Genomic DNA, 22,879 nt, shown 5'->3' with positions numbered 1-22,879 from the left:
ACTTGCTTAAGGAAATTAGAAATAACCTTCTTGCTTTTTCTTTTCCATCGAGCCAGCCTCATCATGGTCAATCATACGACCTTGACGCTCTGAGCTGGTTGCTAAAAGCATTTCTTGGATAATTTCAGGCAAGGTATCTGCTTCAGACTCAACTGCGCCAGTTAACGGGTAGCAACCAAGTGTACGGAAACGTACCGATTTCATTTGTGGAACTTCACCTTCTTTTAAGCGCATACGTTCATCATCGACCATGATTAACGTACCACTACGTTCAACCACAGGTCGAACTGCAGAGAAATAAAGAGGAACGAGTTGAATATTTTCCAAATAGATATATTGCCAGATATCTAACTCAGTCCAGTTAGACAATGGGAATACACGAATACTTTCGCCTTTGTTCACTTTACCGTTGTAAAGGTTCCAAAGTTCTGGACGTTGGTTTTTAGGATCCCAACGATGTTTATTATCACGGAATGAATACACGCGCTCTTTGGCACGAGATTTTTCTTCATCACGGCGCGCACCACCAAAAGCAGCATCAAACTGATACTTATCCAAGGCTTGTTTTAAACCTTGGGTTTTCATGATGTCAGTATATTTTGAACTGCCGTGATCAAACGGGTTAATCCCCGCTTCACGACCTTCTACATTTTGATGCACGATCAGATCGAAGCCATGCGTTTTTGCCATGTTGTCCCGAAAAGCAATCATGTCTTTAAACTTCCAACCCGTATCTACATGCAGTAGTGGGAATGGGAGTTTCGCTGGATAGAATGCTTTTAATGCCAAATGCAACATCACTGCCGAGTCTTTACCAATCGAGTAAAGCATCACAGGGTTTTCAAATTCAGCTGCAACTTCACGAATAATATGAATACTTTCTGCCTCAAGTTGCTTGAGGTGGGTTAATCTATTTTCAGTCATGTACAATTTCCTCCTTATCCATGCTATCCATAAAATCTATAAGCGGTATTACACCACCACTTTGAAGACTGTGTGGAGGAACGAGTGCCATAACAACTCCAATTTTTCATGATATCGAGATTCTTACTGGTGGCAAAAAACCACTCAATAGCGGTTATTCATTATAATAATTTAGATCCAGTTCTTTAGCTTGTTTTTTCATATCAATATGCAAAATTATGATATAAAAATAAGATTATGGAATATCAATACAACCTATTCCTCACCAAAAAATATAAAAAAAGAAGCCAAAAGGCTCCTTTTTTCAAAGATTTAAAACCTATCAGAAACCGAACATTTTCCGTTCTAATGGAATTTCAACACCGACAGAAACACCACCATCACTGCCATTCAAATCAGAATCACTGACCCAACCATTCACTTTTAATGGAATTGTTGGTTTCAAGTAGTGTGTCCAAGTCAAATCAAGCGCTTTTATATTGTCTTCTTTTGGGAATGCAGTATTAACAGCCACATTTGATTGATTCAATTTGGCATAAATTACACGCCCATTTAAACGATTCATCGTATCAAAACGAATATCACCACCAACTGAATACATCTGACTATCACCACCAATTGAATGGCCTAATGAAAAACCATGTTGGTAATAACCTTCTTTATATATATGGTGAGTATAAGAAATGCCTTTTACCTCACCATTGGTACGTGTATCTGCCCATTCTGCATAAAGCTGATATGGCATATTTTTATAGCTCGATGAGAAATCAGCACCCGCTAGGTACATCCATTTTGCGGGTAAATATCCAGCCTCGTCCTCACCAATCATTTGACTATAGATACTAATTGGCTGATTCAATAATGGTTGTAAAGATAAACGTGCATCAAAGCCTGCTAATTGATTTCCACCTTCGTAATCGTTATAGAAATTATCGTTACCTTTAATCGCATCCCATAACGAGCTCAGGCTTTCAGGACGACCTTTTCCGCCCCATTGCATGACACGTGAAGCACCCAACTCTAAATAAGGTAAAGGCTGAGCAGTCAAACGCATCCCAACAAGTTTTGCATCTGGAATAGAAGTATAATCATCTAACTGACCTCCAAATAGCTGATACTGCCAAGGACCAATCCAAGATAACCACTTGGTCTCAAATGCATTTTGGACAGCACGCTGCACCGTAACACCATACACAGGACGGCTTGCATCACCGCGAATCAAACTTCCATCATGCCCAGGGCCCCAATAGGTCGGAATCTGACCTGCGATCACCCATTGATTCCAAAGCTTACCAGCAAGATAAGAACCTTCTACGTTGGCATCATGCCCATTATCAACCAGTGGATCTTTCTCTCCATTGACACGAAGTTTCGCATCCCAATTTTCACCACCTGCATTAAACTCAGCAGCGATCTGATATTGTGATTTTTGGTTGTCACCAAATGTTTGAGGAACAGTTTTAAGATCAGAGCCGGCATGTAAACCAAGTTTAACCGTTTCATTATCTGCTTTCAGTGCATTAACAACTGAATTCACCACCTTTTGCTGAGCATTATTGCTCACTTTCGCTTGGGATAAAGCACGTTGAATTTCATCGCCACTCATTGGCCAAGTCGACGTACTAATTTGAATAACACCTTGCTGGTTCAGCCAATTTAAATCTGTACGTAAATTTGCATCGTTTAAGATGAGACCTTGTGCAAATGTTACAGATGAAAGCGAAGCAAATAATGCGACATAAAGCGATTTTTTTAGAAACATATCTAAACTGTTCTCAAATTTATTTATGTGCACATGATCGTTTTTTTACGATCTCTTTTCAATCATCAAATGCAATAATTATATTTTTTTAATCATGAATATAAAAAGCCACTTCATGGAAGTGGCTTTTGAATGAACGGTAAATTAATCTTTACGGCGCATATGCGGGAACAACAACACGTCACGAATACTTGCTGCATTGGCAAACAACATCACCAAACGATCGATACCGATGCCCTGACCTGCTGTCGGTGGTAAACCGTATTCCAATGCTTCGATAAAGTCAGCATCGTAGTGCATTGCTTCGTCATCACCTGCATCTTTTTCTGCAACCTGTGCTTGGAAGCGCTCAGCCTGATCAATCGGGTCATTTAACTCAGAGAAACCATTTGCCAACTCACGACCACCGATAAAGAACTCGAAACGATCAGTAATATGTGGATTATCATCATTACGACGTGCCAGCGGTGACGTTTCAGCTGGATATTCAGTAATGAACGTCGGCTGACGCAGTTTAGTTTCTACGGTTTCTTCAAATACGATGGTTTGTAATTTACCTAAACCAAAACCAGGTTTCACCTGCTCTTTTAAAACTTCTTTGGTAAATTTGGCCAAGAACTCGCGGTCATTCACATTTTCAGGCGTAAAGTCTGGGTTATTCTCAAGAATTGCATCAAACATTGAGATTTTTTTGAATGGACCTTTGAAGCTATAGACTTCTTCACCATAAGGCACATCGGTAGAACCCAAGATATCAACTGCCAATTTTTCAAGCATGTTTTCAGTCAATACCATCAAGTCTTTATAATCAGCATAGGCTTGATAGAACTCGATCATGGTGAATTCAGGGTTGTGACGTGTTGAAACCCCTTCGTTACGGAAGTTACGGTTAATTTCAAACACACGCTCAAAACCACCCACTACAAGGCGTTTTAAATAGAGTTCTGGTGCAACGCGTAAATACAGCTCCATGTCCAAAGCATTATGATGCGTTACGAATGGCTTCGCGGATGCGCCACCTGGAATGACATGCATCATTGGTGTTTCAACTTCCATGAAGCGTTCATTGGTCAAGAATGCACGAATTCCAGCAACCACTTGGGCACGAATTTCAAACGTTTTACGTGTTTCTTCATTTACGATCAAATCTAAATAACGTTTACGATATTTAGCTTCTGTATCGGTTAAACCATGGAATTTATCTGGAAGTGGGCGAAGTGATTTGGTCAGTAATTCAAAACCTTCAAGGTGTACATATAAGTCACCTTTACCCGAACGGCCAATATAACCTTCAGCAGCGATAATATCGCCAAGGTCTAAACTTTTAATTGTTTCTAAAATATCAGCGGGCAAACCTTTACGGTCAACATAAAGTTGAATACGACCCGTCATATCTTGAATCACCATAAATGATCCACGGTTCAACATCACACGACCAGCAACTTTTACATAAACTTTTTCAGCGCCTTCAATTTGCGCCTTGTCTTGATCTTTAAACTGTTCTTGCAAATCAGCTGCATAATGCTCACGTTTAAACGTGTTTGGCCACGGGCTCTTACCCGTTTGTTTTGCAGTCTCTTGGATTTGCTTTAATTTGGCATGACGCTGTGCGATTAAATCGTTTTCGGAAAGTGTTTGTTCAGAAGTCGATTGAGCGTTTTGTTGCGTCATCTCTGCCTCGATTAAGTAAAAAATGAAGTGACATAGAATAGCAGATCACAACTCATTTTCGTATTGTTTCAATCAGACAATTCAAAAAAATCAAGATTTATCCATTTTTGAATCGAGATAACTCAACAATTTTCCGCTAAAAAATCGATTCGCTGTCGCTTATTTCTCAGCTAAATGCTTCACCATAGCAAGTCCCTGATCAAAGCCTTTATTCATAAATTCTACATGTTCTGGTTGAATATCCACCTCTACATGCAATTGTGTTTCACCATTAAAATCAAACAGCATATATTTTTCCAAAGCACCTGCCCAAGATTTCACAGCCACGCTTTCGAGATCCTCCTTGCCGTTCTCAACCATCCCAAGATGCTTAAAAACAATCTCTTTAGGCTCATCGATACTTTCAATGGTGGAGATCATGCCATTGCCTTTACCATCACCGAAGTAGGTTTTACCACCTACTTTCCAATCCGTGGTCATGGTTGAATCGCAGGCAAAGAATTTTGTCCATGCCTGATAACTTTCTGGGGTCCACAAGACTTCCCAAACTTTCTCAGGGGTCGCATAAATTTTTATATTATAAGATAAGGTTTCCATGTTTTATTCTCCTTGATCATTGTTTTCATCATCATATCTTGATTCTGAATGTTTGTTTTTTATACACACTATATTTATACATTTCGGCTTTTTTTAATTGTATACGCGTTATATTTTTACAAAAAATTAGAGCAATTGCTCAAATAACAAGACTTTCAGATAGAATTGCCATATCACTTTTTGAATAAATGATTAAACTCTTGCATTTACTTTACTTAAATGTCGTTCTGCGTAAAAATCTAACTCCCGATTAGCATAAGTTAGTTCCTATTGCAGCGATCATAGCGACATTACGGAATAGTTTTACTGAAAGGCAACTTGAACATACCTATCAGTTTGGAGAGTCACATGAAAAAATATCAATGTATCGTTTGTGGTTGGATTTACGACGAAGCAGAAGGTTGGCCACAAGACGGCATTGCAGCAGGGACCAAATGGGAAGATATCCCAGATGATTGGACTTGCCCAGATTGCGGCGTTTCAAAAGCTGATTTTGAAATGGTTGAAATCTAAATAGATCGAGAAGGCCGTGACAATGATCATGGTCTTTTTTTTGCTATCGTTTGTTTTTAAATAAGAAAGTATTGGAGAATAGAATGCATCCTATCGTTATCATCGGATCGGGCATGGCAGGTTACACCGTAGCGCGAGAGTTTCGTAAACTAAGTCCTGAACAAGAACTGGTTATGATCTGTGCAGATGATGCGGTAAATTATGCAAAACCAACATTATCTAATGCCTTTGCAGGGAATAAAGCACCAGAACAAATTGCTTTAGGCGATGCGACAAAGATGGCAACCCAATTGAATATGCGCATTGATGCAGACACATGGGTGAAAGCAATCAATGCCGAAAACCATGAACTTACATTAGAAAAAAATGGGCAAACCATTACCCAACCTTATTCAAAGTTAGTATTGGCTGTCGGTGCAAACCCTATCCGCTTAGCGATTGCTGGTGATGGCAGTGACGACATTCATGTTGTGAACTCATTGGTCGACTATCGTATCTTCCGTGAAAACCTTGCAAACCGTAAAGACAAACGCGTGGTTATTTTGGGTGCAGGTCTGATTGGCTGTGAATTTGCCAATGACTTATTGCATAGCCAATATGATGTTACTGTAATTGACTTAGCCCCTCAGCCACTTGGTCGTTTATTACCAAACCATGTCGCTGAAGCTTTTAAGACCAATTTAGAACAAGCAGGCATTAAATTTGCGCTCTCCACTACCGTGGAAAAAGTAACAAAAATTAATAATGGTGAAGACTACGAAGTCACTTTAGCCAATGGTAAAACACTGGTCGCTGATATTGTTCTTTCTGCAATTGGCTTACAACCGAATATCTCGTTAGCAAAAGCAGCAGACATTCAAACCAGTCGTGGCATTATTACCAACACGCTTTTAGAAACCAATCAAGCTGATATCTATGCCGTTGGTGATTGTGCAGAAGTGAATGGCACTTTATTGCCATATGTGATGCCAATTATGCAGCAAGCACGTGCTTTAGCAAAAACGCTCAGTGGTCAAAGCACAGCGGTACACTACCCTGCTATGCCAGTTGCAGTAAAAACACCTGCTGCGCCATTGACGGTTTTACCTGCACCGCTTAATGTGGATGTAAACTGGGAAACTGAAGAGTTTGATGACGGTATGCTTGCCAAAGCAGCTGATGGTGAAGGAACCTTGAGAGGTTTTGTACTGTTAGGCCCAACTGCAGGCAAACAACGTTTAACGCTCACCAAGCTGGTTCCAGACTTGATTCCAGCGCAAGTTTAAGGTTTAAATACGAGAGTTTGTTGAGAAAAGAATTTCCTCCAAACTCTCTATGCAATAAGAAGAATTCAATTTGGAAAGAAGATCATGAACAGTGCCCTCCAATTTAACGTGTCACCATATGCATCTTTTATGCAGGAAACCAAAGTTACTTTGGGTAATGGCATTGAACTACATGTTGAAATGGGTGGGAATCCTGAGCATCCAACCATCTTATTGATCATGGGTTTAGGTGCACAAATGCTGTTTTGGCCTGATTTCTTCTGTAAGGCATTAATCGATCAAGGTTTCCGTGTAGTTCGCTTTGATAATCGCGATATCGGTTTATCTTCTAAAATTCGCAATAAAGGCAAACGACTCAACACCATGAAACTGATGAGTCGCTTCATGTTTGGTCTTCGCAATGAAGGTGCGCCTTATACCTTATATGATATGGCCGATGATGTGGCGATGTTGATTGATCAACTAGGTATCGAGAAAGCCTATATTATTGGTGCTTCAATGGGCGGAATGATTTCACAGATTGTTGCTGCGAAATATCCAGAAAAAGTAGAAAAAATCGGTTTGTTATTTACCAGTAATAATCAGCCGTTTTTACCTCCGCCTTTTCCAAAGCAGCTTTTCAGCTTATTAGGTAAACCTGAAGGGCATGATGAAGAAACAATTATTAATCATAGTTTAAATGTGTTCCGTATTATCGGTTCACCTGGTTATGTCAATCCAGTCGAATCAATTCAAACCATTCGCAAATTATATCGACGTAGTTTTTACCCAGCGGGTGTACTTCAACAATTTTTAGCAATATTATGTACAGGTTCTTTGTTACCATTGAACAAAACAATTACTCAGCCGACTTTGGTTGTACACGGATCAAAAGATCGCCTGTTACCACCAAGTCACGGGAAAGCTGTTGCAAAAGCAATTTCTGGTGCTAAGTTTGAATTAATTCAAGGAATGGGGCATGATATTCCTGCACATTTCATTCCGCAACTTAGTGGTTTGTTTACTCACCACTTTAGATCATCACACTAGGACACTATGGCTGCATTACCCTCATTAAGACAGCTATCATATTTAGTTACGTTGTCAGAAACTTTACATTTTACTGAAGCAGCGCGTCGTTCCTTTGTTACCCAGTCAACACTGTCTGGTGGCATCATGGAATTGGAGCGTTTATTAGGTGGCGTCTTAGTTGAGCGTGATCGTCAAAACGTCCGTTTAACCCCATTAGGTGAGCAAGTAGTGGCGCGAGCGCGGGTGTTGCTTGCCGATGCGCAAGACCTGATGCGTTTAAGTCGAGAGATGAGTGAACCATTAACGGGTGATTTACATCTCGGTATTATTCCAACCATTGCACCTTTTATTCTGACTCAACTCTTAGATGAAGTTCATCAGCAATTGCCAAAGATCCAACTACACTTACATGAAGCACAGAGTGAGAAGATTGTAGAGAAGTTGGAACATGGTAATTTAGACATGATTGTACTTGCGCTTCCGTTTGATACGCGCAGTCTAAAAGTTGCTGAAATTGCCAAAGAACACTTATTCCTTGTGTATAACAAGAAAGATACCAATGCAGCCAATGCAAATTCTCTAGATGATTTGGATCTATCTCGTTTAATGCTGCTTGAGGAAGGTCATTGCTTACGTGACCATGCTTTAAGTGCCTGCCCTGTTGGTGAGCGCAAAAATGATCATCGCTTAAAAGCAAGCTCATTACCAACGTTGGTTGAAATGGTATCGTCTGATTTAGGCTTTACTCTTTTACCTGAGATCGCGCTTAAAAATAGTATGATTCATTTCAATGAAGATATTGATGTGAAAGCGATTGAAGCTGCACCAAGCCGCACATTGGCTTTAGTGACCCGTAAAAGCACACCATTACAAAGTGAATTTGATGTGATTTTGCAAATTCTGCAAAAAATCACGGCTCATTTATCCTAATAAAAAAAGCCTGTAATTCGATTTGAGTTACAGGCTTTTTCAATGCAGTTAAAATAATTATTAAATATCCAATAAATTCACTTGTTCAACTTGTACATCACTCATTCGCAAGCCTTGATCAAGTAATTCATCGAAATATGATTCCACCACTTTAGCCTGAGCCGCTGTACTTTCAACTTTATACATATTCTGACGAAACTCATTACTTGAACGTAAACCTTTGGTATACCAAGCAATATGTTTGCGGGCAATACGACAGCCTGAGTATTCACCATAGAAATCATATAGCTCAGCCAGATGCCCCAATAATACTGCTTTAACTTCAGCAATATCAGGCGCAGCGAGATGTTCACCTGTTTTTAAATAATGGGCAATTTCTCGGAATATCCAAGGTCGGCCTTGGGCTGCACGCCCAATCATAATGGCATCTGCTCCCGTATAATCCAGCACATATTTGGCTTTTTCAGGGCTATCAATATCACCATTGGCAATCAATGGAATATCAATCAATTCTTTAACCTGCTTAATCAACTCATAACGTGCAGTATTCAAATACATATCTTCACGGGTACGACCATGCAAGGCTAAGGCTGCAATTCCGGATTCTTCGGCACGTTTGGCCACACGTAAAATATTTTCATGGCCATTTAGAAAGCCCAGACGGGTTTTTAAAGTAACTGGCACATCAACGGCTGCAACCACGGCATCCAGAATACGCGCAACAAGTTCTTCATCTTGTAATAAAGCCGAACCTGCAAGTTTGTTACATACTTTTTTGGCTGGACAACCCATATTGATATCAACAATCTGCGCACCATTTGCCACCTGATAACGTGCTGCTTCTGCCAGTTGCTCAGGATCAGAACCTGCGATTTGTGCAGAGATTGGTGCAAGCTCACCATCAAAATTAGCTCGATAGAGACTCTTTTTACTCATGCGTAGTGTCTTGTCTGCGGTCATCATTTCACTGACCGCATGCCCTGCACCAAAGTATTTGCACAGCGTTCTAAAAGGTCGGTCAGTGACACCTGCCATCGGAGCAACAATCAAATTATTTGACAGTTGATATGAACCAATATACATATATTTTCTTACAATTTCTGATCAACATAGTATACTTCATTCGCCCGTTCGGCTCATCTTTTTGTGCGGTGTTGTCTTCATTATGAACCAATCGTTTTCGACTCGTCCTCTATTCAAAACATTTAGCCTCTTGGCAATCAGCATAAGCTTAGTGGCTTGTGGTGATAATGCTTGGTGGTCAAATAATAAAGAACCCGAAATGAAGGCAGAACAAATCACCAAAGTGCTGCCACCGCGTGTTAATGATCGCCAGTCTTGGTCGCAAGATATCTTTGATATCATGCAACAACTCAGTATTCCTAAAACCAAGCAAAATGTATGCAGTATTGTGGCTGTGGTCGATCAAGAGTCTAACTTTGTCGCTGACCCTGCTGTACCAAGCTTGGGTGAGAAAGCAGTTCAGGAAATCAATACACGCCTCAAAGAGAAGTTTGAAGCTAAACTAGGTGAAACCATTGGCGGCACTGTGGCAGGTTATTTTGAGGATGTACTCAAAAACCAACCCTCCCCAGAAAATAACTACATGAGCCAAATGCGCAAAGTCAGAACTGAGCGTGAACTCGATTTACTTTATCGTGAAATTTTTGACTATATGTCGAAGCATTATCATGTCAGTGCGCTGACCGGTGCCGCAAAATTAGTTGGACAAGACATTGGCGAGAAAATGAACCCGATTACCACACTGGGTTCTATGCAAGTGCATATTAATTATGCCAAAGAGCATAAGCGCCAAAGTGGGAATATTGCTGAATTACGTAATGATCTTTATACCCAATACGGTGGTCTATATTATGGTATACATCGTTTGATGGAATATTCTGCTGATTACGACAAAGCCATCTACCGATTTGCCGATTACAATTCAGGCATGTATTCAAGTCGCAATGCAGCTTTTCAAAAGATGCTTGAAGTCATACAAGGTAAAGACCTTGATTTAGATGGCGATCTCTTACTTTACAATAAAGATGGAAATCCACAATCAGCCCTGAGCCAATCCGAAAAAGAAGTGATCTCAGCGTTTACCAACAATAAGATTCTGGTCACGCCGCGTCAAATTCGTGCGGATTTAAAGAAAGAAAAAGAGAAGAAGTTCGAAGATACACAAACTTATTTAGCCGTTCAAAAGTTGTATCAAAGTAAAACCAATAAAGAACCTATTTATGCAATTATGCCTGAAGTCGTTATTTCAGGCCCTAAACTGAGTCGTGACTACAATACCAATTGGTTTGCCAGTCGCGTTAATGGACGATATGAAACATGCATGCAAAGAGCGAAACGCATAAAACTCTAAATCTTGCTTTATTTGATTTCGATGGAACACTCTATCCAAGAGACAGTTTCACAGGGTTTATTTTCTTCGCTTTATCAAAACGTCATATTGTTAAAAGAGGCTTGAAAATCCTGCCATGGATTCAAGCCTATTATTTACGCCTCTACCCTGCGCATGCCATGCGACCACGTTTATTCCAGAGTATGTTTAAAGACATTTCTGTAGATGTGGTCGAGCAACTGGCTCAAGAATACGCACAGAAACTGATTAAAAAATTACATCCCGATTTATTCCAGCAGCTTCAACTGCATCAGCAACGTGGTGATCACATTGTTCTGGTATCGGCATCGGTTGATCTTTATTTGGCTCCAATTTGTGAGGTTCTCAATATTGAATTACTGTGCACCCAAACTGAAAGTAAAGATGGACGTTTAACGGGTCGCTATAGTTCAGAAGATTGTAGTTGTGAGCAAAAGAAATTGCGCATTTTACAAACCTACAATTTAGCAAATTATCAAACGATTTATGCCTATGGCAATAGCGAAGAAGATTTAGAAATGCTCTCTTTAGCAGACCATCCTTATATGATGGGATCAGAGAAAGCACTTCCCAACTTAGAGCTGAAACAATTGAACCAAGCAGACATAAAAAAGCCCGCTTAATGCGAGCTTTTTTATTTTAAACAATTTAGTAGATTGCCATATGATCACGATGAATCATTTCTAGCGATCGTGCTTCACCTAAGACCTGATAGACTTTTTCTGATGATAAACCTTTAATCATTTCGGCAGAACGTGAACTAAAATTCACACGACCTACTGCGACACGACCACCGTTTTTATCAACACATTCAACTACATCACCACGATCAAAATGTCCTTCAATCGCTCTGACTCCAACAGGCAATAAACTACGATGTTTGAGCTTAATCGCTTCAACAGCGCCATCATCAATCACTAAACGACCCGCAGTTTGCAAATGCGCAGCCAACCATTGCTGATGTGCTGTCACACGATCATTGTCAGTGGTGAATAAGGTACCCAACATCTCACCCGCCATTAGACGAGCCAGCACATTTTCGCTTTCCCCACTGGCAATCAAGGTTGGACAACCCGACTTTGCCGCTAGACGCGCAGCACGAACCTTAGTCACCATACCACCACGACCAAGCACACCACCGCCTCCAGCCATTTCAAACAAACGATCATCGAGTGCTCGAACAGCAGAGAACAATTTTGCATTTGGATTGCTACGTGGATCTGAATCAAACATACCTTGTTGATCCGTTAAGATAATCAACAATTCTGCCTGTACCTGACCTGCAACCATAGCTGCCAAAGTATCGTTATCACCAAACCGAATTTCATCAGTAGAGACGGTGTCATTTTCATTAATAACTGGAATGACATGCCAATCAATCAAGTTCTGCAAAGCGTCACAAGAGTTGAGATAACGACGACGATCAGCGAGATCATCATGCGTGAGTAAGACTTGTGCAGTTTGGATCCCATGTTGATCCAGTACGCTTGACCATGTATGGATTAAACCCATTTGGCCGATAGCAGCACAAGCTTGTAGACTGGGTAGATCAGTGGGTCGACTCGCAAGTTTCATGCGTACCATCCCTTCTGCAACTGCACCTGAAGACACCAGAATAATCTCATGTCCAGCATTGTGTAGATCTGCAATTTGTTTCGCCCAGTGCGAAATTGCATTTAAATCTAGACCTTGCCCATTTGCAGTGAGTAAAGATGATCCGATTTTAACAACGATTCGTTTACACGCATTGAGCTGACGTTGCCCATCGACCACTTCTATCATTTTTCCCTCGGTTTACTAGTCACGAATGTAGACGCTTTCTACATCGCCTTCGTCTTCATCGTCATCAAAGTCTTCATCATCGTCCAAACCAGCTTCACGCTGTGCTTTACGCAAGGCACGATATGCTTCTTTCGCTGCGATGGTTTGTTCACGTGTCTCAGCTTCAAGCTGCTCACGGAATGCTTTCACTTCTGCTGCATACTCAGGATCTTCAACTTCGCGCTCACGTTGTTGTTCGATTTGATCCATTAAGTAATACACAACTTCTTTGGTTCCTTCCGACATAAGACCAGAAGTTTTAAATACAGGACCTTTCCACTGCAATTCATCGAGAATGTGCTGACACCATTCTTCTCTTGATTCTTCTGCAATTTGATCCAGTTTATTTAATACCAAGACCACTGGCAGTTTTGCCAATGTCGGAGAGAATTTCTCTAACTCACCTAAAATCGCTCTTGCATTATGTGCTGGGTCAGAACCATCAATTGGCTGAACATCAACAATATGCAAAAGAATACGCGTACGCGCCAAATGCTTAAGGAAACGAATTCCTAGACCAGCACCTTCAGCAGCCCCTTCGATTAATCCTGGAATATCTGCCATCACAAATGAACGATGACGATCCGCATCGACCACACCGAGGTTTGGTACCATCGTGGTAAACGGATAATCTGCAACTTTTGGTTTTGCTGCGCTGACTGCACGAATGAACGTTGATTTACCCGCATTTGGCATACCGAGTAAGCCAACATCTGCAAGTACTTTCAACTCTAAACGGACTTCACGATATTCACCTTTGATACCGTGCGTACACTTACGCGGCGAACGGTTGGTTGATGATTTAAAGTGAGTATTACCTAAACCACCATCACCACCATGGGCAACTTTTACGCGCTGACCATCAGCAACCAAGTCACCAATAATGTCACCAGATTCGGTATCTACAATGGTTGTACCGACTGGCACTTTCAAAATAACGTCTTCGCCACCACGACCAGAACAGTTCGCACCCGAACCATTTTTACCACGCTCTGCACGATAACGACGCGTATAACGGTAATCTACCAGTGTGCTGGTATCATCATCGGCTTGAATATATACACTTCCGCCACGTCCCCCATCACCGCCATCTGGGCCACCAAAAGGGACAAATTTTTCACGGCGAAAACTGGCTACGCCATTGCCACCGTCGCCAGCCTCTACGATAATGACTGCTTCATCAACAAAGCGCATGTGCCAATCCTCAAATTCTTAAAAGCGGACTATTTTGCCACATTTTAAGAAAATTCTCGAATAGAAAATTGAATGTAACAACAGTTTTTATTTCAATCTTGATCACATTCAGCAAAAATTTTAGTATTCCATTAATTTTATCAGTATAATTAATCACTTAAAAAAATTACAGGATAAAAATAAGTGTCATCATTATTTTATATTTGGGATGCGAAACAACATCATCCTGAGGTCACAATTGACTCATTGGCACAAGCAGAATATTACGCAACCAATTCTCAATGTACAGGATTCACAGAAAAGTTTAAAAATTGGCTGCTTAATGTGGAGAATATCGTAACCAATCCTGAGCTTGCCGCAAATTTTGATGAAGAAATTATTGGTTCTTTTACCAATGTAACACGCTATTTAGATGCTGCTGACAATGTCTTTAAGATTGAACAAGGTTTATTGGTTAAAAGTAAATATCTCTATAAAATCTTGATTGAGACTTTACGCCAGCATGACCTAGTTGCTTTTGATGCAAGGTCTTATCTCTTTTTTAGTCAGGAACAAATATTCCCAGACCAACACAATATTGAAAGAATGCTGGATACGGTGAGTCCTGTAACTCAAGAGCAACTAGAGCAATTTAAGGCTATTCCACCAAACGAAGATGAATTAATTATCTTTGCTAAGCAATGGCTGAAAAGTCATCTTGAAACATTAAATTTTATTGATCAAAGAAAAATAAATCAATATAACGAATCTATTGGGCGGTACAGAGATGTTGGGGAGAGTATATATGAAAATATTTTAATTATAACTTCACCCAATCCATTTGGTTATAAACATATTTCTTTAACAAGCTATGTTCAGGTTAAACCCAATATCACTATTAGACTTCTTAGAGAACACCCTATAAATAATTATACATTGCAATACGACCCTGTTATACATGGTATAAATAGTAAATTACTACCAATTACGCAGCCAGAACAGCTAAAAAATATTTTTCAACAAATATATGATTTTCTTATTTATGATGCAGAAAAGCATCAAGATATAGAAACATTAAACCAATGGCTCAATCATGGTGATGAAAAAGAATATATTACAGGCTTAGGTGCAATATCACGACTTGTACTGGCGAAATATGTAAATGATCCTTTATATAATCAATTGGTGGCAGAAGCCCTACCTTATGTTAATAGAAATAGATTCTTCAAAAATATGACAGTAGAAAAATTCCATGAGAGACTGGAGCAGGAAATAAAAAATATTCTAGAAAACTAAAATATCTCAAGCCCCCTTCCTCATTATCATTCGACCTTGATCTATCTCAAGGTCTCACATTCTTCAAAGGCAACTCCATTTGCATATCTAAATTGGCTTTGGTCTGTTGTACCGAGTTATACATGATTGCATCAAAAGAAGAAATCTTACTCATATTAATCGCATCATTCATATAAAAGCTCGGCTTAAATTGATGCTTCACTGGCAAATCTACAGTTTCATCAAAAGCAAAATATACAGGCCCATCAAAAACAATTTTTACAGGAACGGTATAAGTACGTTTCAATTGAAATGGGATATCCAACTTTACTGGAATATTCAAACTCAAAGGAAACTTGGGCAATAATTTATTTTGATAGATCAAATCTGTACTGGTCTCAATCGGTACGACTTCATCTACTTTCAGCGTGGTTTCATAGTTGATATCAACTGTAATCGGTGTTTCAACTTCAAAACTTAAATCAGCCAAATACTTCCCTTTTAAAGGCAATTGTAGAGTCCGATCAATGTCCAATACAGTATTCAACTGACCTTCCGACTTCACTCTTAGGTGATCACCTACTTGGATCTTGGTTCCCAAGGATTCAGGCAAACGAATATCCGCCTGTTGTGCAGAAACAATCAAAGATGCCTGAATATTTAAATAAAACCAAAATAGGATCGCCACCAGAGTTGTGACAATCACAAAACTGATGAGTAGGCTTTTTAGTGTTTTGGGCATCTCCATTACTCACCTATTTTTATAGCATTTTGAGCTGTCGGCTCATCTATAGGCTGAGCTTTAACACGATCCAAATACATGGTGGATAACGGAATCTTTAATTCTCCCTGTGCAATTTTGACAGGTAAGGTATTTTTAACATCGACAGTAGCATTAAGCTCAGAAGTGATCGGCACATTCAAATTACCTTGAATTGGAATGTTCGCATTCAGCTGTGCTTTCAAAGGAATATGCAAGTTCTCTTTAAGTTCAGTACGAACCGGTGCATCAAATTTCAAATGTACTTTTTGCTGTAGCGGCACTTGAATATCAATCGGCACATCCAGTTGCAAAGGAATTGAGCCTTTCAATGGTAAGGTGACGTCCTTACCTAAAATTTTAACCTGTACCTTGGTATCAATCGGTAGGCTTTGATTGACCTTAATCGTTTCCTTTACAGGAATGGTGGTACTGATCGGGACAACATTATCAAAATAAACCCGTGGCGTTAGGGTTTGAGTCAGTGGAACATTCAGCTGTTCATTAATTGGAATCTTGGCATCAACACGTCCATTCACATCCACATTGAGCGCATCTTTAACCTTCACACGAACCTGCAATGGCTCTTGTAAGTCGATGGCGACATCTTGATTCTTTAGTGGAATATAAATATTAAAATGCTTAAATACCCACATCGCGATATACACACCACACAAGTTGGCAACCACAATTAAAGCAAATACCACGAACAAACGTCTAAACTGCAACAATGAACGATTCCTTAATTAATTATTTCCCTTTTCCATCATTCTCATCGATTTTTATGTTTTATTCAGCATATATTCTGTACAGTCAATAAAAAAGCCCAGTTAATAAACTGGGCTTTTTTCACTCTGCGAACAAATTATGCATTTGTTTCAGCAGGGATTTTTGTATAGCTTACGCCACACATTTGTTCAGCGATACGTAATACTTGGCAGCTATAACCCACTTCGTTATCGTACCAAACATAAGCAGTTAAACGCGTACCTGAAGCAATTGTTGCTTGCGCATCAAATACACCAGCAGTACGTGAACCAATAAAGTCACTCGATACAACTTCAGTTGAATTGGTATAACCAATTTGACCTTGTAAGCTTGAGTTGATTGAGATTTGACGAATGTATTCGTTCACTTCTTCACGATCAACTTCTTTCTCTAAGTTAAGGTTCAAGATTGCAAGAGATACGTTTGGTGTTGGTACGCGTACAGAGTTACCTGTCAACTTACCTTTAAGACCTGGTAACGCTTTTGCAACTGCTTTTGCAGCACCAGTTTCAGTAATTACCATGTTCAATGTTGCAGCACGGCCACGACGATCAGCTTTATGATAGTTATCAATTAAGTTTTGGTCGTTTGTGAACGAGTGAACTGTTTCAACATGACCATTCAATACTTTGTATTTGTCATCTAAAACTTTTAATACAGGTGTAATTGCATTGGTTGTACAGCTTGCAGCAGAGATGATTTTGTCTTCATCTAAGATGTCAGAGTTGTTCACACCAAATACAACGTTCTTCATCTCACCTTTACTTGGTGCAGTCAATACGACACGTGCAACACCTGCGCATTTCAAGTGTTGGCTCAGGCCTTCAGCATCACGCCATTTACCTGTATTGTCGATAAGAAGTGCATTTTCAATACCGTAAGCAGTGTAATCCACTTCGCTTGGGCTTGATGCATAGATCACTTTAATGAACTGACCATTTGCAATGATTGCTTCGTTTTCTTCATCTACAGAAATCGTACCGTCAAAAGTACCGTGAATAGAGTCACGACGTAATAAAGAAGCACGTTTCGCCAAGTCACCATCAGATGATTTACGAACAACAATTGCTTTAAGGCTTAAACCACGCCCCAAACCAGATTGGCTGATGATTAAACGCGCTAAGATACGACCGATACGACCAAAACCATAAAGAACAACATCTTTAGGCGCGGCAGCAGTCACGTTACCTTGAATTGGAGCAACCGCTTGAGCAACGAAAGCATCAACATCGCCACCTTGGTTCTTATATTCAACAGCGAGTTTACCGATATCAACTTCAGCTGAACCAATGTTCTCAACTTTCATTAACGCTTCCAAAATTGGGAAGGTATTTACAACAGAAAGTTCAACATCAAGCATACGTGTACGGCGATGCGTTTTTAAAATTTGAATAACTGAACGGTTAATTAAAGAACGGCCGTAAACAGAAACAACAATATTTTTCTCACGGTACAATTGACCAATTAAAGTAATCATACGTTCCGCGATTTCTTCACGGTTTTTCCAACGACCTTGGTGTTCTGCGTGTAGGGCAATGATAGTGTCTTTGCTCACTGATACGTCCTCTAATTTATATATACTGGGCGTGAATTTTTAAAACGCCATAATTGTAATAGAATTATCATCAAGATTGAATCAAAAGCTGCTAAACGAGCTAAGATTTTGTCCTAATTGACTATAAATTCATAAAATACCTATAATTATTTTTGTGAATTTTGGTAGAAATCCATTTTTATCATCAAAATAGCTGCAACTTAGTACACTTACATAACAGTTTTATTGATAATTCAGCGGAATAGACAAGCACTTCTAGCTTTTATCATCCAAATCCACCCGTTGTGAATACTGTTTTAAGTTCAATTCTAGATGTTGCTTGCGCTTTCTCTGTTGGTACAAATGCATTGCCCCTTCAACCACCAGTACTAACACAGCCAACCAAATCGGGATATAGGTTAACCACTCATCTGCACCAATTTTTTCACCTATCAACAAAGAAACCAAGGCCAATAAAACAGGTTCTAGATACCCGAGTAAACCAAAAATAATCAAAGGCAAGTAACGGCTAGCAAGAATATAACTACCCAGACCAATGGCACTGAGTAAACCTAGCCCAATCACCACCAAGATCAAACTTGGATATTCTAAGAACTTGAGATAAGGTGTATCCCCTGTTTGTGTAAAGAAAATCGCAACTGGAAGTATCAGTAAAAGATCCCACCAAAACCCACCTAAATTATCAGTGTGAATCTTTTTGCGAAGAATAAAATAAGCTGCGTAGCCCAAAGCAACAAAGACAGTTTCCCAAGCAATACTGCCTAAACGCCATATCTCATGCCCGACACCAAATACAGCGAGTAATACCGCAACGTACTGCAACTTTGAAAGCTTTTCACCATATAGGATACTTCCAGCCAACACCAAAACCAGAGGTAATAGGAAATAACCCAATGAGACTTGTAGCCCACGACCATGCATAGGAGCCCATAAAAACAACCATAACTGCGCAGATGTCAGCACCGAGGTGATCATTAAAAGTAGTAATAATGAGGGCCGAGCAAGAATTCTTTTAAATATTTGTTTGATATGACTTAAATCACCGCTGAACCACATAAATAGCGTTAAAACGGGCAAGGTCGCAATGATGCGCCAACCAAAGGTTTGTTCACTATCAAAGGCACCAAGCAATTGAGTATAAAAGTACAAAACCCCAAAAGTAACTGAAGCCAAAACTGAATAAGCAATTCCTTTAAACATTTTAGGCCTCTAATTTTAGGATATCTTTCAAAATACGTGATTTATCCACTATTCGGAATTAAAAAAACCATGCAAGCATGGTTCTTATTCAGTATATCGTATTTATTTAATGATGTTCAGGGTAAATCACATCACTAATATCATAACCTAATGATTTAGCGTAATTTAAATACTCATGAATAATTTCTTTTTTAGGATTAGGTATTCGTGAAAGTACCCATAAATATTTACGGCGCGGTTCTCCAACCAGTACCGTTTGATAATCAGCATCGAGTTTTAAAATCCAGTAATCACCACGGATCACAGGCACCCAACGCACGACCTCTGGCAAGAAACTTACCCGCAATTTAGTATTAAATGGCGCATTAGCAACAAATGCCTCGCCTAAACTTTGCTGTAAGTTGCCTTCACTGTCATAACACTTGTTATCAACAACAATATTGCCATTTTCATTTAAGGTATAAGTCGCGGTGACGTTATAAGCACACTTACGCTCAAAAAACATTGGTTTTCGCGCGACTTCGTACCAAACGCCCAAATACTTATCGAGTTCAACTTTATCTACTGTCGGTAACGGTTTTGCTTGTGCATAGGCAATGGTTCCAACAGCCAACCCAGTTAAGACCGCCCCACCAATCGCAATCTTTGCAAGGCGCCAACTCGCTTTCGGGAAATTTTTAATAAAAGGCATGAGAAATCCTCAAAACAGTAATTTGTTATCAATAGTCATATAGTTAGCAATTTAAAATAGCTTACTTTGTGAACAAAAACTGTTGCGATATGTATCCCTTTTGAGGATTCCTCTGTTTGATTATGACTGCAACATATGCGCTTTGAGACGGACAATCTCATCGCGTAATCTCGCCGCTTGTTCAAACTGTAACTCTTTCGAGGCTTTTAACATTTCCTTTTCCAGTTTGCCGATATGCTTTGCAAACAATTTTGGATCAGACAACAAATGCTGCTCATCTGCACTGATCGCCTGCGCTTGCTCAAGCACTTTTTCATCAATTTCATCATCACTGAGCACTTCACCCGTATCGATTTCCTTGATAGTTTGGCGCACCGCACTACGTGGTGTAATACCATGTAATTCATTAAATTCAATTTGTTTATTACGACGGCGATCTGTTTCATCCATCGCTTTACGCATCGAATCAGTAATACGATCGGCATATAAAATCGCTTTACCTTTGACATTACGTGCCGCACGACCAATGGTTTGAATCAATGAACGTTCTGAACGCAAGAAACCCTCTTTATCCGCATCTAAGATTGCAACCAAAGACACTTCTGGCATATCTAGACCTTCACGTAGCAAGTTAATCCCGACCAATACATCATGCACACCAGTACGTAGTTCGTGAATAATTTTGACACGCTCAACAGTATCAATATCCGAGTGCAGATAAGCCACTTTAACGCCATATTCTTTAAGATAAGACGTTAAATCCTCAGCCATACGTTTAGTCAAAGTTGTAACAAGCACACGTTCATTCAGTTGCTTACGTATATTGATTTCAGAAAGTACATCATCTACTTGAGTTAATACTGGACGTACTTCAATTTCAGGATCAATCAAACCTGTTGGACGTACCACCTGCTCAACAATTTGCTCTGACTTTTCCAATTCATAATGCGCAGGTGTTGCACTGACAAAGACTGTCGTTGGAACAATCCGCTCCCACTCTTCAAATTTCATTGGGCGGTTATCCAATGCACTTGGTAAGCGGAAACCATAATTCACCAAGTTTTCTTTGCGTGAACGGTCACCTTTATACATCGCTCCAATTTGAGGAACAGTCACATGCGATTCATCAATAATCAGCAAGGCATCTTCAGGGATATAATCAAATAAAGTCGGTGGTGCCTCACCTGCGGTACGACCTGAAAGATGGCGAGAGTAGTTTTCAATACCATTGGTATAACCCAATTGCTGCATCATCTCTAAGTCATAACGCGTACGCTGTTCGATCCGCTGTGCTTCTAATAACTTGTCATGCTCTTTAAAGAATTTAAGCTGATCTTTCAACTCATCTCTAATGGTATCGATAGCACGAGTTAAATGATCTTTCGGAGTCACATAATGACTCTTTGGATAAATGGTCACACGCGGCACTTTGCGTACCAATTTTCCAGTCAAAGGATCAAACCAGCGAATCGAATCGACTTCATCGTCAAATAATTCGACCCGAATCGCATCTTTATCCGATTCTGCTGGGAAAATATCAATAATTTCTCCACGGATACGATAAGTACCACGTAAGAACTCCAGTTCATTACGGGTATATTGCATCTCTACTAGACGACGAATGATCTCATCGCGGCTAATACGATCACCTTGTACGATATGCAATAGCATTTGCATATAGGCATTTGGATCACCCAAACCATAAATCGCAGAAACCGAAGCGACAATAATGGCATCACGACGTTCTAACAACGCACGTGTTGCCGAAAGACGCATTTGGTCAATGTGATCATTAATGGCAGAGTCTTTTTCGATAAAGGTATCGGATGATGGCACATAGGCTTCTGGTTGATAGTAATCGTAATAACTGACGAAATACTCAACCGCATTATTAGGGAAGAATGCCTTAAATTCACCATACAACTGAGCCGCAAGGGTCTTGTTATGTGCCATGACAATCGTTGGACGTTGCGTCTGAGCAATGACATTGGCCATGGTATAGGTTTTACCTGACCCTGTTACCCCAAGCAGTAATTGATTACGAAAACCTTGATCGATACCACTGACCAATTTTTCAATCGCCTGAGGTTGATCTCCCGCAGGTTGATAATTGGTGACTAACTCAAAAGGTTGGTTTTCGCTCATATAGAGATACTCAACTGATTGGATGGCTATTTTTACTTTCTAATGGGGGCAACAGGCTGCTTTTTAAAGTCTAACGATACTTTTGAATTGTTATGCAATTTCCAACACAGTCAAATCAAGAGATTGGCCTGCTCTTTAAAAAAGCTCGCAATTTATACTTATAAACCTAAAAAACTTAACAGAATGGGGTTAAATTTCAATCTAGTTTTGATATCAATTGTTAACTATAACTCCTAGACAACACATCACAGTATCAAAGACTCTGCTAAGTAAAGCCATAATATATATTTTAGTGCTTAGCAATACTTGAATCTAATCGTCATTGGAATATCTTCACTCAGAAACATGTCTTGAATAAATTAATCTCAAGCAAGACTTGACCCGCTACGCAATCAACTGCAACATGGACTTATACTCGATTTCAAT

Annotated in this window: 20 protein-coding genes; 7 read left to right on the top strand and 13 right to left on the bottom strand. The window is 39.8% G+C overall.

The features are described from left to right. Positions 1 to 15 precede the first annotated feature (15 nt). The 4 genes from cysD to F896_RS13315 form a co-directional block, all read right to left on the bottom strand. Complete coding sequence (cysD, locus tag F896_RS13300; RefSeq protein WP_004808480.1) at positions 16 to 924, bottom strand: sulfate adenylyltransferase subunit CysD; 909 nt, start codon at positions 922 to 924, stop codon at positions 16 to 18. A gap of 322 nt (positions 925 to 1,246) precedes the next feature. Next, the gene (locus F896_RS13305) at positions 1,247 to 2,686 is read right to left on the bottom strand and encodes a capsule assembly Wzi family protein (protein ID WP_016163075.1); all 1,440 of its coding nucleotides are present in this window, start codon (positions 2,684 to 2,686) and stop codon (positions 1,247 to 1,249) included. A 144-nt stretch (positions 2,687 to 2,830) separates the two neighbouring features. Continuing rightward, positions 2,831 to 4,357: a lysine--tRNA ligase gene (lysS, locus tag F896_RS13310; RefSeq protein ID WP_016163074.1), complete on the bottom strand. Its 1,527-nt coding sequence runs from the start codon at positions 4,355 to 4,357 to the stop codon at positions 2,831 to 2,833. A 159-nt stretch (positions 4,358 to 4,516) separates the two neighbouring features. Beyond that, positions 4,517 to 4,954 carry an SRPBCC family protein gene (locus tag F896_RS13315; RefSeq protein WP_016163073.1) on the bottom strand — a complete coding sequence of 146 codons (438 nt, stop codon included), beginning with the start codon at positions 4,952 to 4,954 and terminating at the stop codon, positions 4,517 to 4,519. 348 nt (positions 4,955 to 5,302) lie between these two features. On the opposite strand from F896_RS13315, the gene rubA reads away from it, so the two are divergent. The 4 genes from rubA to oxyR all read left to right on the top strand — a co-directional run bounded on the left by rubA (position 5,303) and on the right by oxyR (position 8,673). Then, positions 5,303 to 5,467: a rubredoxin RubA gene (rubA, locus tag F896_RS13320; RefSeq protein WP_004678010.1), complete on the top strand. Its 165-nt coding sequence runs from the start codon at positions 5,303 to 5,305 to the stop codon at positions 5,465 to 5,467. Positions 5,468 to 5,550: 83 nt separating this feature from the next. Beyond that, positions 5,551 to 6,732 carry a rubredoxin reductase RubB gene (gene rubB / locus F896_RS13325; RefSeq protein ID WP_005183763.1) on the top strand — a complete coding sequence of 394 codons (1,182 nt, stop codon included), beginning with the start codon at positions 5,551 to 5,553 and terminating at the stop codon, positions 6,730 to 6,732. An 84-nt stretch (positions 6,733 to 6,816) separates the two neighbouring features. After that, positions 6,817 to 7,761, top strand: coding sequence for an esterase EstB (estB, locus tag F896_RS13330; RefSeq protein ID WP_004808493.1), 945 nt, complete (start codon positions 6,817 to 6,819; stop codon positions 7,759 to 7,761). Between the two features lie 6 nt (positions 7,762 to 7,767). Next, positions 7,768 to 8,673 carry a LysR family transcriptional regulator OxyR gene (gene oxyR / locus F896_RS13335; protein WP_004808494.1) on the top strand — a complete coding sequence of 302 codons (906 nt, stop codon included), beginning with the start codon at positions 7,768 to 7,770 and terminating at the stop codon, positions 8,671 to 8,673. Between the two features lie 60 nt (positions 8,674 to 8,733). Here oxyR and dusB read toward each other — a convergent pair whose 3' ends face one another. Then, positions 8,734 to 9,756 carry a tRNA dihydrouridine synthase DusB gene (gene dusB, locus F896_RS13340; RefSeq protein WP_016163072.1) on the bottom strand — a complete coding sequence of 341 codons (1,023 nt, stop codon included), beginning with the start codon at positions 9,754 to 9,756 and terminating at the stop codon, positions 8,734 to 8,736. An 82-nt stretch (positions 9,757 to 9,838) separates the two neighbouring features. Between dusB and F896_RS13345 the strand changes: the two genes are divergently transcribed. Both F896_RS13345 and F896_RS13350 read left to right on the top strand, forming a co-directional pair. Continuing rightward, positions 9,839 to 11,047 (top strand): DUF1615 family protein, encoded by a 1,209-nt coding sequence (locus tag F896_RS13345; RefSeq protein WP_016163071.1) that lies wholly within the window; start codon positions 9,839 to 9,841, stop codon positions 11,045 to 11,047. Then, positions 11,014 to 11,688: an HAD-IB family hydrolase gene (locus tag F896_RS13350; protein WP_016163070.1), complete on the top strand. Its 675-nt coding sequence runs from the start codon at positions 11,014 to 11,016 to the stop codon at positions 11,686 to 11,688. Before F896_RS13345 ends, F896_RS13350 begins: the two co-directional genes overlap by 34 nt. Positions 11,689 to 11,713: 25 nt before the next feature. Here F896_RS13350 and proB read toward each other — a convergent pair whose 3' ends face one another. Both proB and cgtA read right to left on the bottom strand, forming a co-directional pair. Beyond that, positions 11,714 to 12,847, bottom strand: a complete 1,134-nt coding sequence (gene proB, locus F896_RS13355) for a glutamate 5-kinase (protein WP_005202457.1) — start codon at positions 12,845 to 12,847, stop codon at positions 11,714 to 11,716. A 15-nt stretch (positions 12,848 to 12,862) separates the two neighbouring features. Further along, positions 12,863 to 14,080: an Obg family GTPase CgtA gene (gene cgtA, locus F896_RS13360; RefSeq protein ID WP_004652686.1), complete on the bottom strand. Its 1,218-nt coding sequence runs from the start codon at positions 14,078 to 14,080 to the stop codon at positions 12,863 to 12,865. A 183-nt stretch (positions 14,081 to 14,263) separates the two neighbouring features. On the opposite strand from cgtA, the gene F896_RS13365 reads away from it, so the two are divergent. Then, complete coding sequence (locus F896_RS13365) at positions 14,264 to 15,355, top strand: hypothetical protein (RefSeq protein WP_016163069.1); 1,092 nt, start codon at positions 14,264 to 14,266, stop codon at positions 15,353 to 15,355. Positions 15,356 to 15,401: 46 nt separating this feature from the next. On the opposite strand, the gene F896_RS13370 is transcribed toward F896_RS13365, so the two are convergent. The 6 genes from F896_RS13370 to uvrB all read right to left on the bottom strand — a co-directional run bounded on the left by F896_RS13370 (position 15,402) and on the right by uvrB (position 22,453). Further along, entirely contained in the window at positions 15,402 to 16,082 is a 681-nt protein-coding gene (locus F896_RS13370; RefSeq protein ID WP_016163068.1) for a hypothetical protein, read from the bottom strand. Beyond that, the gene (locus F896_RS13375) at positions 16,082 to 16,825 is read right to left on the bottom strand and encodes a hypothetical protein (protein ID WP_016163067.1); all 744 of its coding nucleotides are present in this window, start codon (positions 16,823 to 16,825) and stop codon (positions 16,082 to 16,084) included. Before F896_RS13375 ends, F896_RS13370 begins: the two co-directional genes overlap by 1 nt. A gap of 134 nt (positions 16,826 to 16,959) precedes the next feature. After that, the gene (locus tag F896_RS13380; RefSeq protein WP_004808502.1) at positions 16,960 to 18,417 is read right to left on the bottom strand and encodes a glyceraldehyde-3-phosphate dehydrogenase; all 1,458 of its coding nucleotides are present in this window, start codon (positions 18,415 to 18,417) and stop codon (positions 16,960 to 16,962) included. 255 nt (positions 18,418 to 18,672) lie between these two features. Beyond that, a complete protein-coding gene (gene rarD / locus F896_RS13385) occupies positions 18,673 to 19,617 on the bottom strand; it encodes an EamA family transporter RarD (RefSeq protein ID WP_016163066.1) in 945 nt (314 codons plus the stop codon). 106 nt (positions 19,618 to 19,723) lie between these two features. Beyond that, positions 19,724 to 20,308, bottom strand: coding sequence for a lipocalin family protein (locus F896_RS13390; RefSeq protein ID WP_016163065.1), 585 nt, complete (start codon positions 20,306 to 20,308; stop codon positions 19,724 to 19,726). Between the two features lie 120 nt (positions 20,309 to 20,428). Further along, positions 20,429 to 22,453: an excinuclease ABC subunit UvrB gene (uvrB, locus tag F896_RS13395; protein ID WP_016163064.1), complete on the bottom strand. Its 2,025-nt coding sequence runs from the start codon at positions 22,451 to 22,453 to the stop codon at positions 20,429 to 20,431. Positions 22,454 to 22,879: the final 426 nt, after the last annotated feature.

Source organism: Acinetobacter genomosp. 15BJ, assembly GCF_000400715.1.
Classification (GTDB): domain Bacteria; phylum Pseudomonadota; class Gammaproteobacteria; order Pseudomonadales; family Moraxellaceae; genus Acinetobacter.
This window is presented reverse-complemented; position numbering and strand designations above follow the sequence as displayed.

What these genes read in the sequence shown, in the direction of transcription:
- cysD (WP_004808480.1), bottom strand. Translation starts at nt 924, where the DNA reads ATGACTGAAAATAGATTAACCCACCTCAAGCAACTTGAGGCAGAAAGT.
- F896_RS13305 (WP_016163075.1), bottom strand. Translation starts at nt 2,686, where the DNA reads ATGTTTCTAAAAAAATCGCTTTATGTCGCATTATTTGCTTCGCTTTCA.
- lysS (WP_016163074.1), bottom strand. Translation starts at nt 4,357, where the DNA reads ATGACGCAACAAAACGCTCAATCGACTTCTGAACAAACACTTTCCGAA.
- F896_RS13315 (WP_016163073.1), bottom strand. Translation starts at nt 4,954, where the DNA reads ATGGAAACCTTATCTTATAATATAAAAATTTATGCGACCCCTGAGAAA.
- rubA (WP_004678010.1), top strand. Translation starts at nt 5,303, where the DNA reads ATGAAAAAATATCAATGTATCGTTTGTGGTTGGATTTACGACGAAGCA.
- rubB (WP_005183763.1), top strand. Translation starts at nt 5,551, where the DNA reads ATGCATCCTATCGTTATCATCGGATCGGGCATGGCAGGTTACACCGTA.
- estB (WP_004808493.1), top strand. Translation starts at nt 6,817, where the DNA reads ATGAACAGTGCCCTCCAATTTAACGTGTCACCATATGCATCTTTTATG.
- oxyR (WP_004808494.1), top strand. Translation starts at nt 7,768, where the DNA reads ATGGCTGCATTACCCTCATTAAGACAGCTATCATATTTAGTTACGTTG.
- dusB (WP_016163072.1), bottom strand. Translation starts at nt 9,756, where the DNA reads ATGTATATTGGTTCATATCAACTGTCAAATAATTTGATTGTTGCTCCG.
- F896_RS13345 (WP_016163071.1), top strand. Translation starts at nt 9,839, where the DNA reads ATGAACCAATCGTTTTCGACTCGTCCTCTATTCAAAACATTTAGCCTC.
- F896_RS13350 (WP_016163070.1), top strand. Translation starts at nt 11,014, where the DNA reads ATGCATGCAAAGAGCGAAACGCATAAAACTCTAAATCTTGCTTTATTT.
- proB (WP_005202457.1), bottom strand. Translation starts at nt 12,847, where the DNA reads ATGATAGAAGTGGTCGATGGGCAACGTCAGCTCAATGCGTGTAAACGA.
- cgtA (WP_004652686.1), bottom strand. Translation starts at nt 14,080, where the DNA reads ATGCGCTTTGTTGATGAAGCAGTCATTATCGTAGAGGCTGGCGACGGT.
- F896_RS13370 (WP_016163068.1), bottom strand. Translation starts at nt 16,082, where the DNA reads ATGGAGATGCCCAAAACACTAAAAAGCCTACTCATCAGTTTTGTGATT.
- rarD (WP_016163066.1), bottom strand. Translation starts at nt 19,617, where the DNA reads ATGTTTAAAGGAATTGCTTATTCAGTTTTGGCTTCAGTTACTTTTGGG.
- F896_RS13390 (WP_016163065.1), bottom strand. Translation starts at nt 20,308, where the DNA reads ATGCCTTTTATTAAAAATTTCCCGAAAGCGAGTTGGCGCCTTGCAAAG.
- uvrB (WP_016163064.1), bottom strand. Translation starts at nt 22,453, where the DNA reads ATGAGCGAAAACCAACCTTTTGAGTTAGTCACCAATTATCAACCTGCG.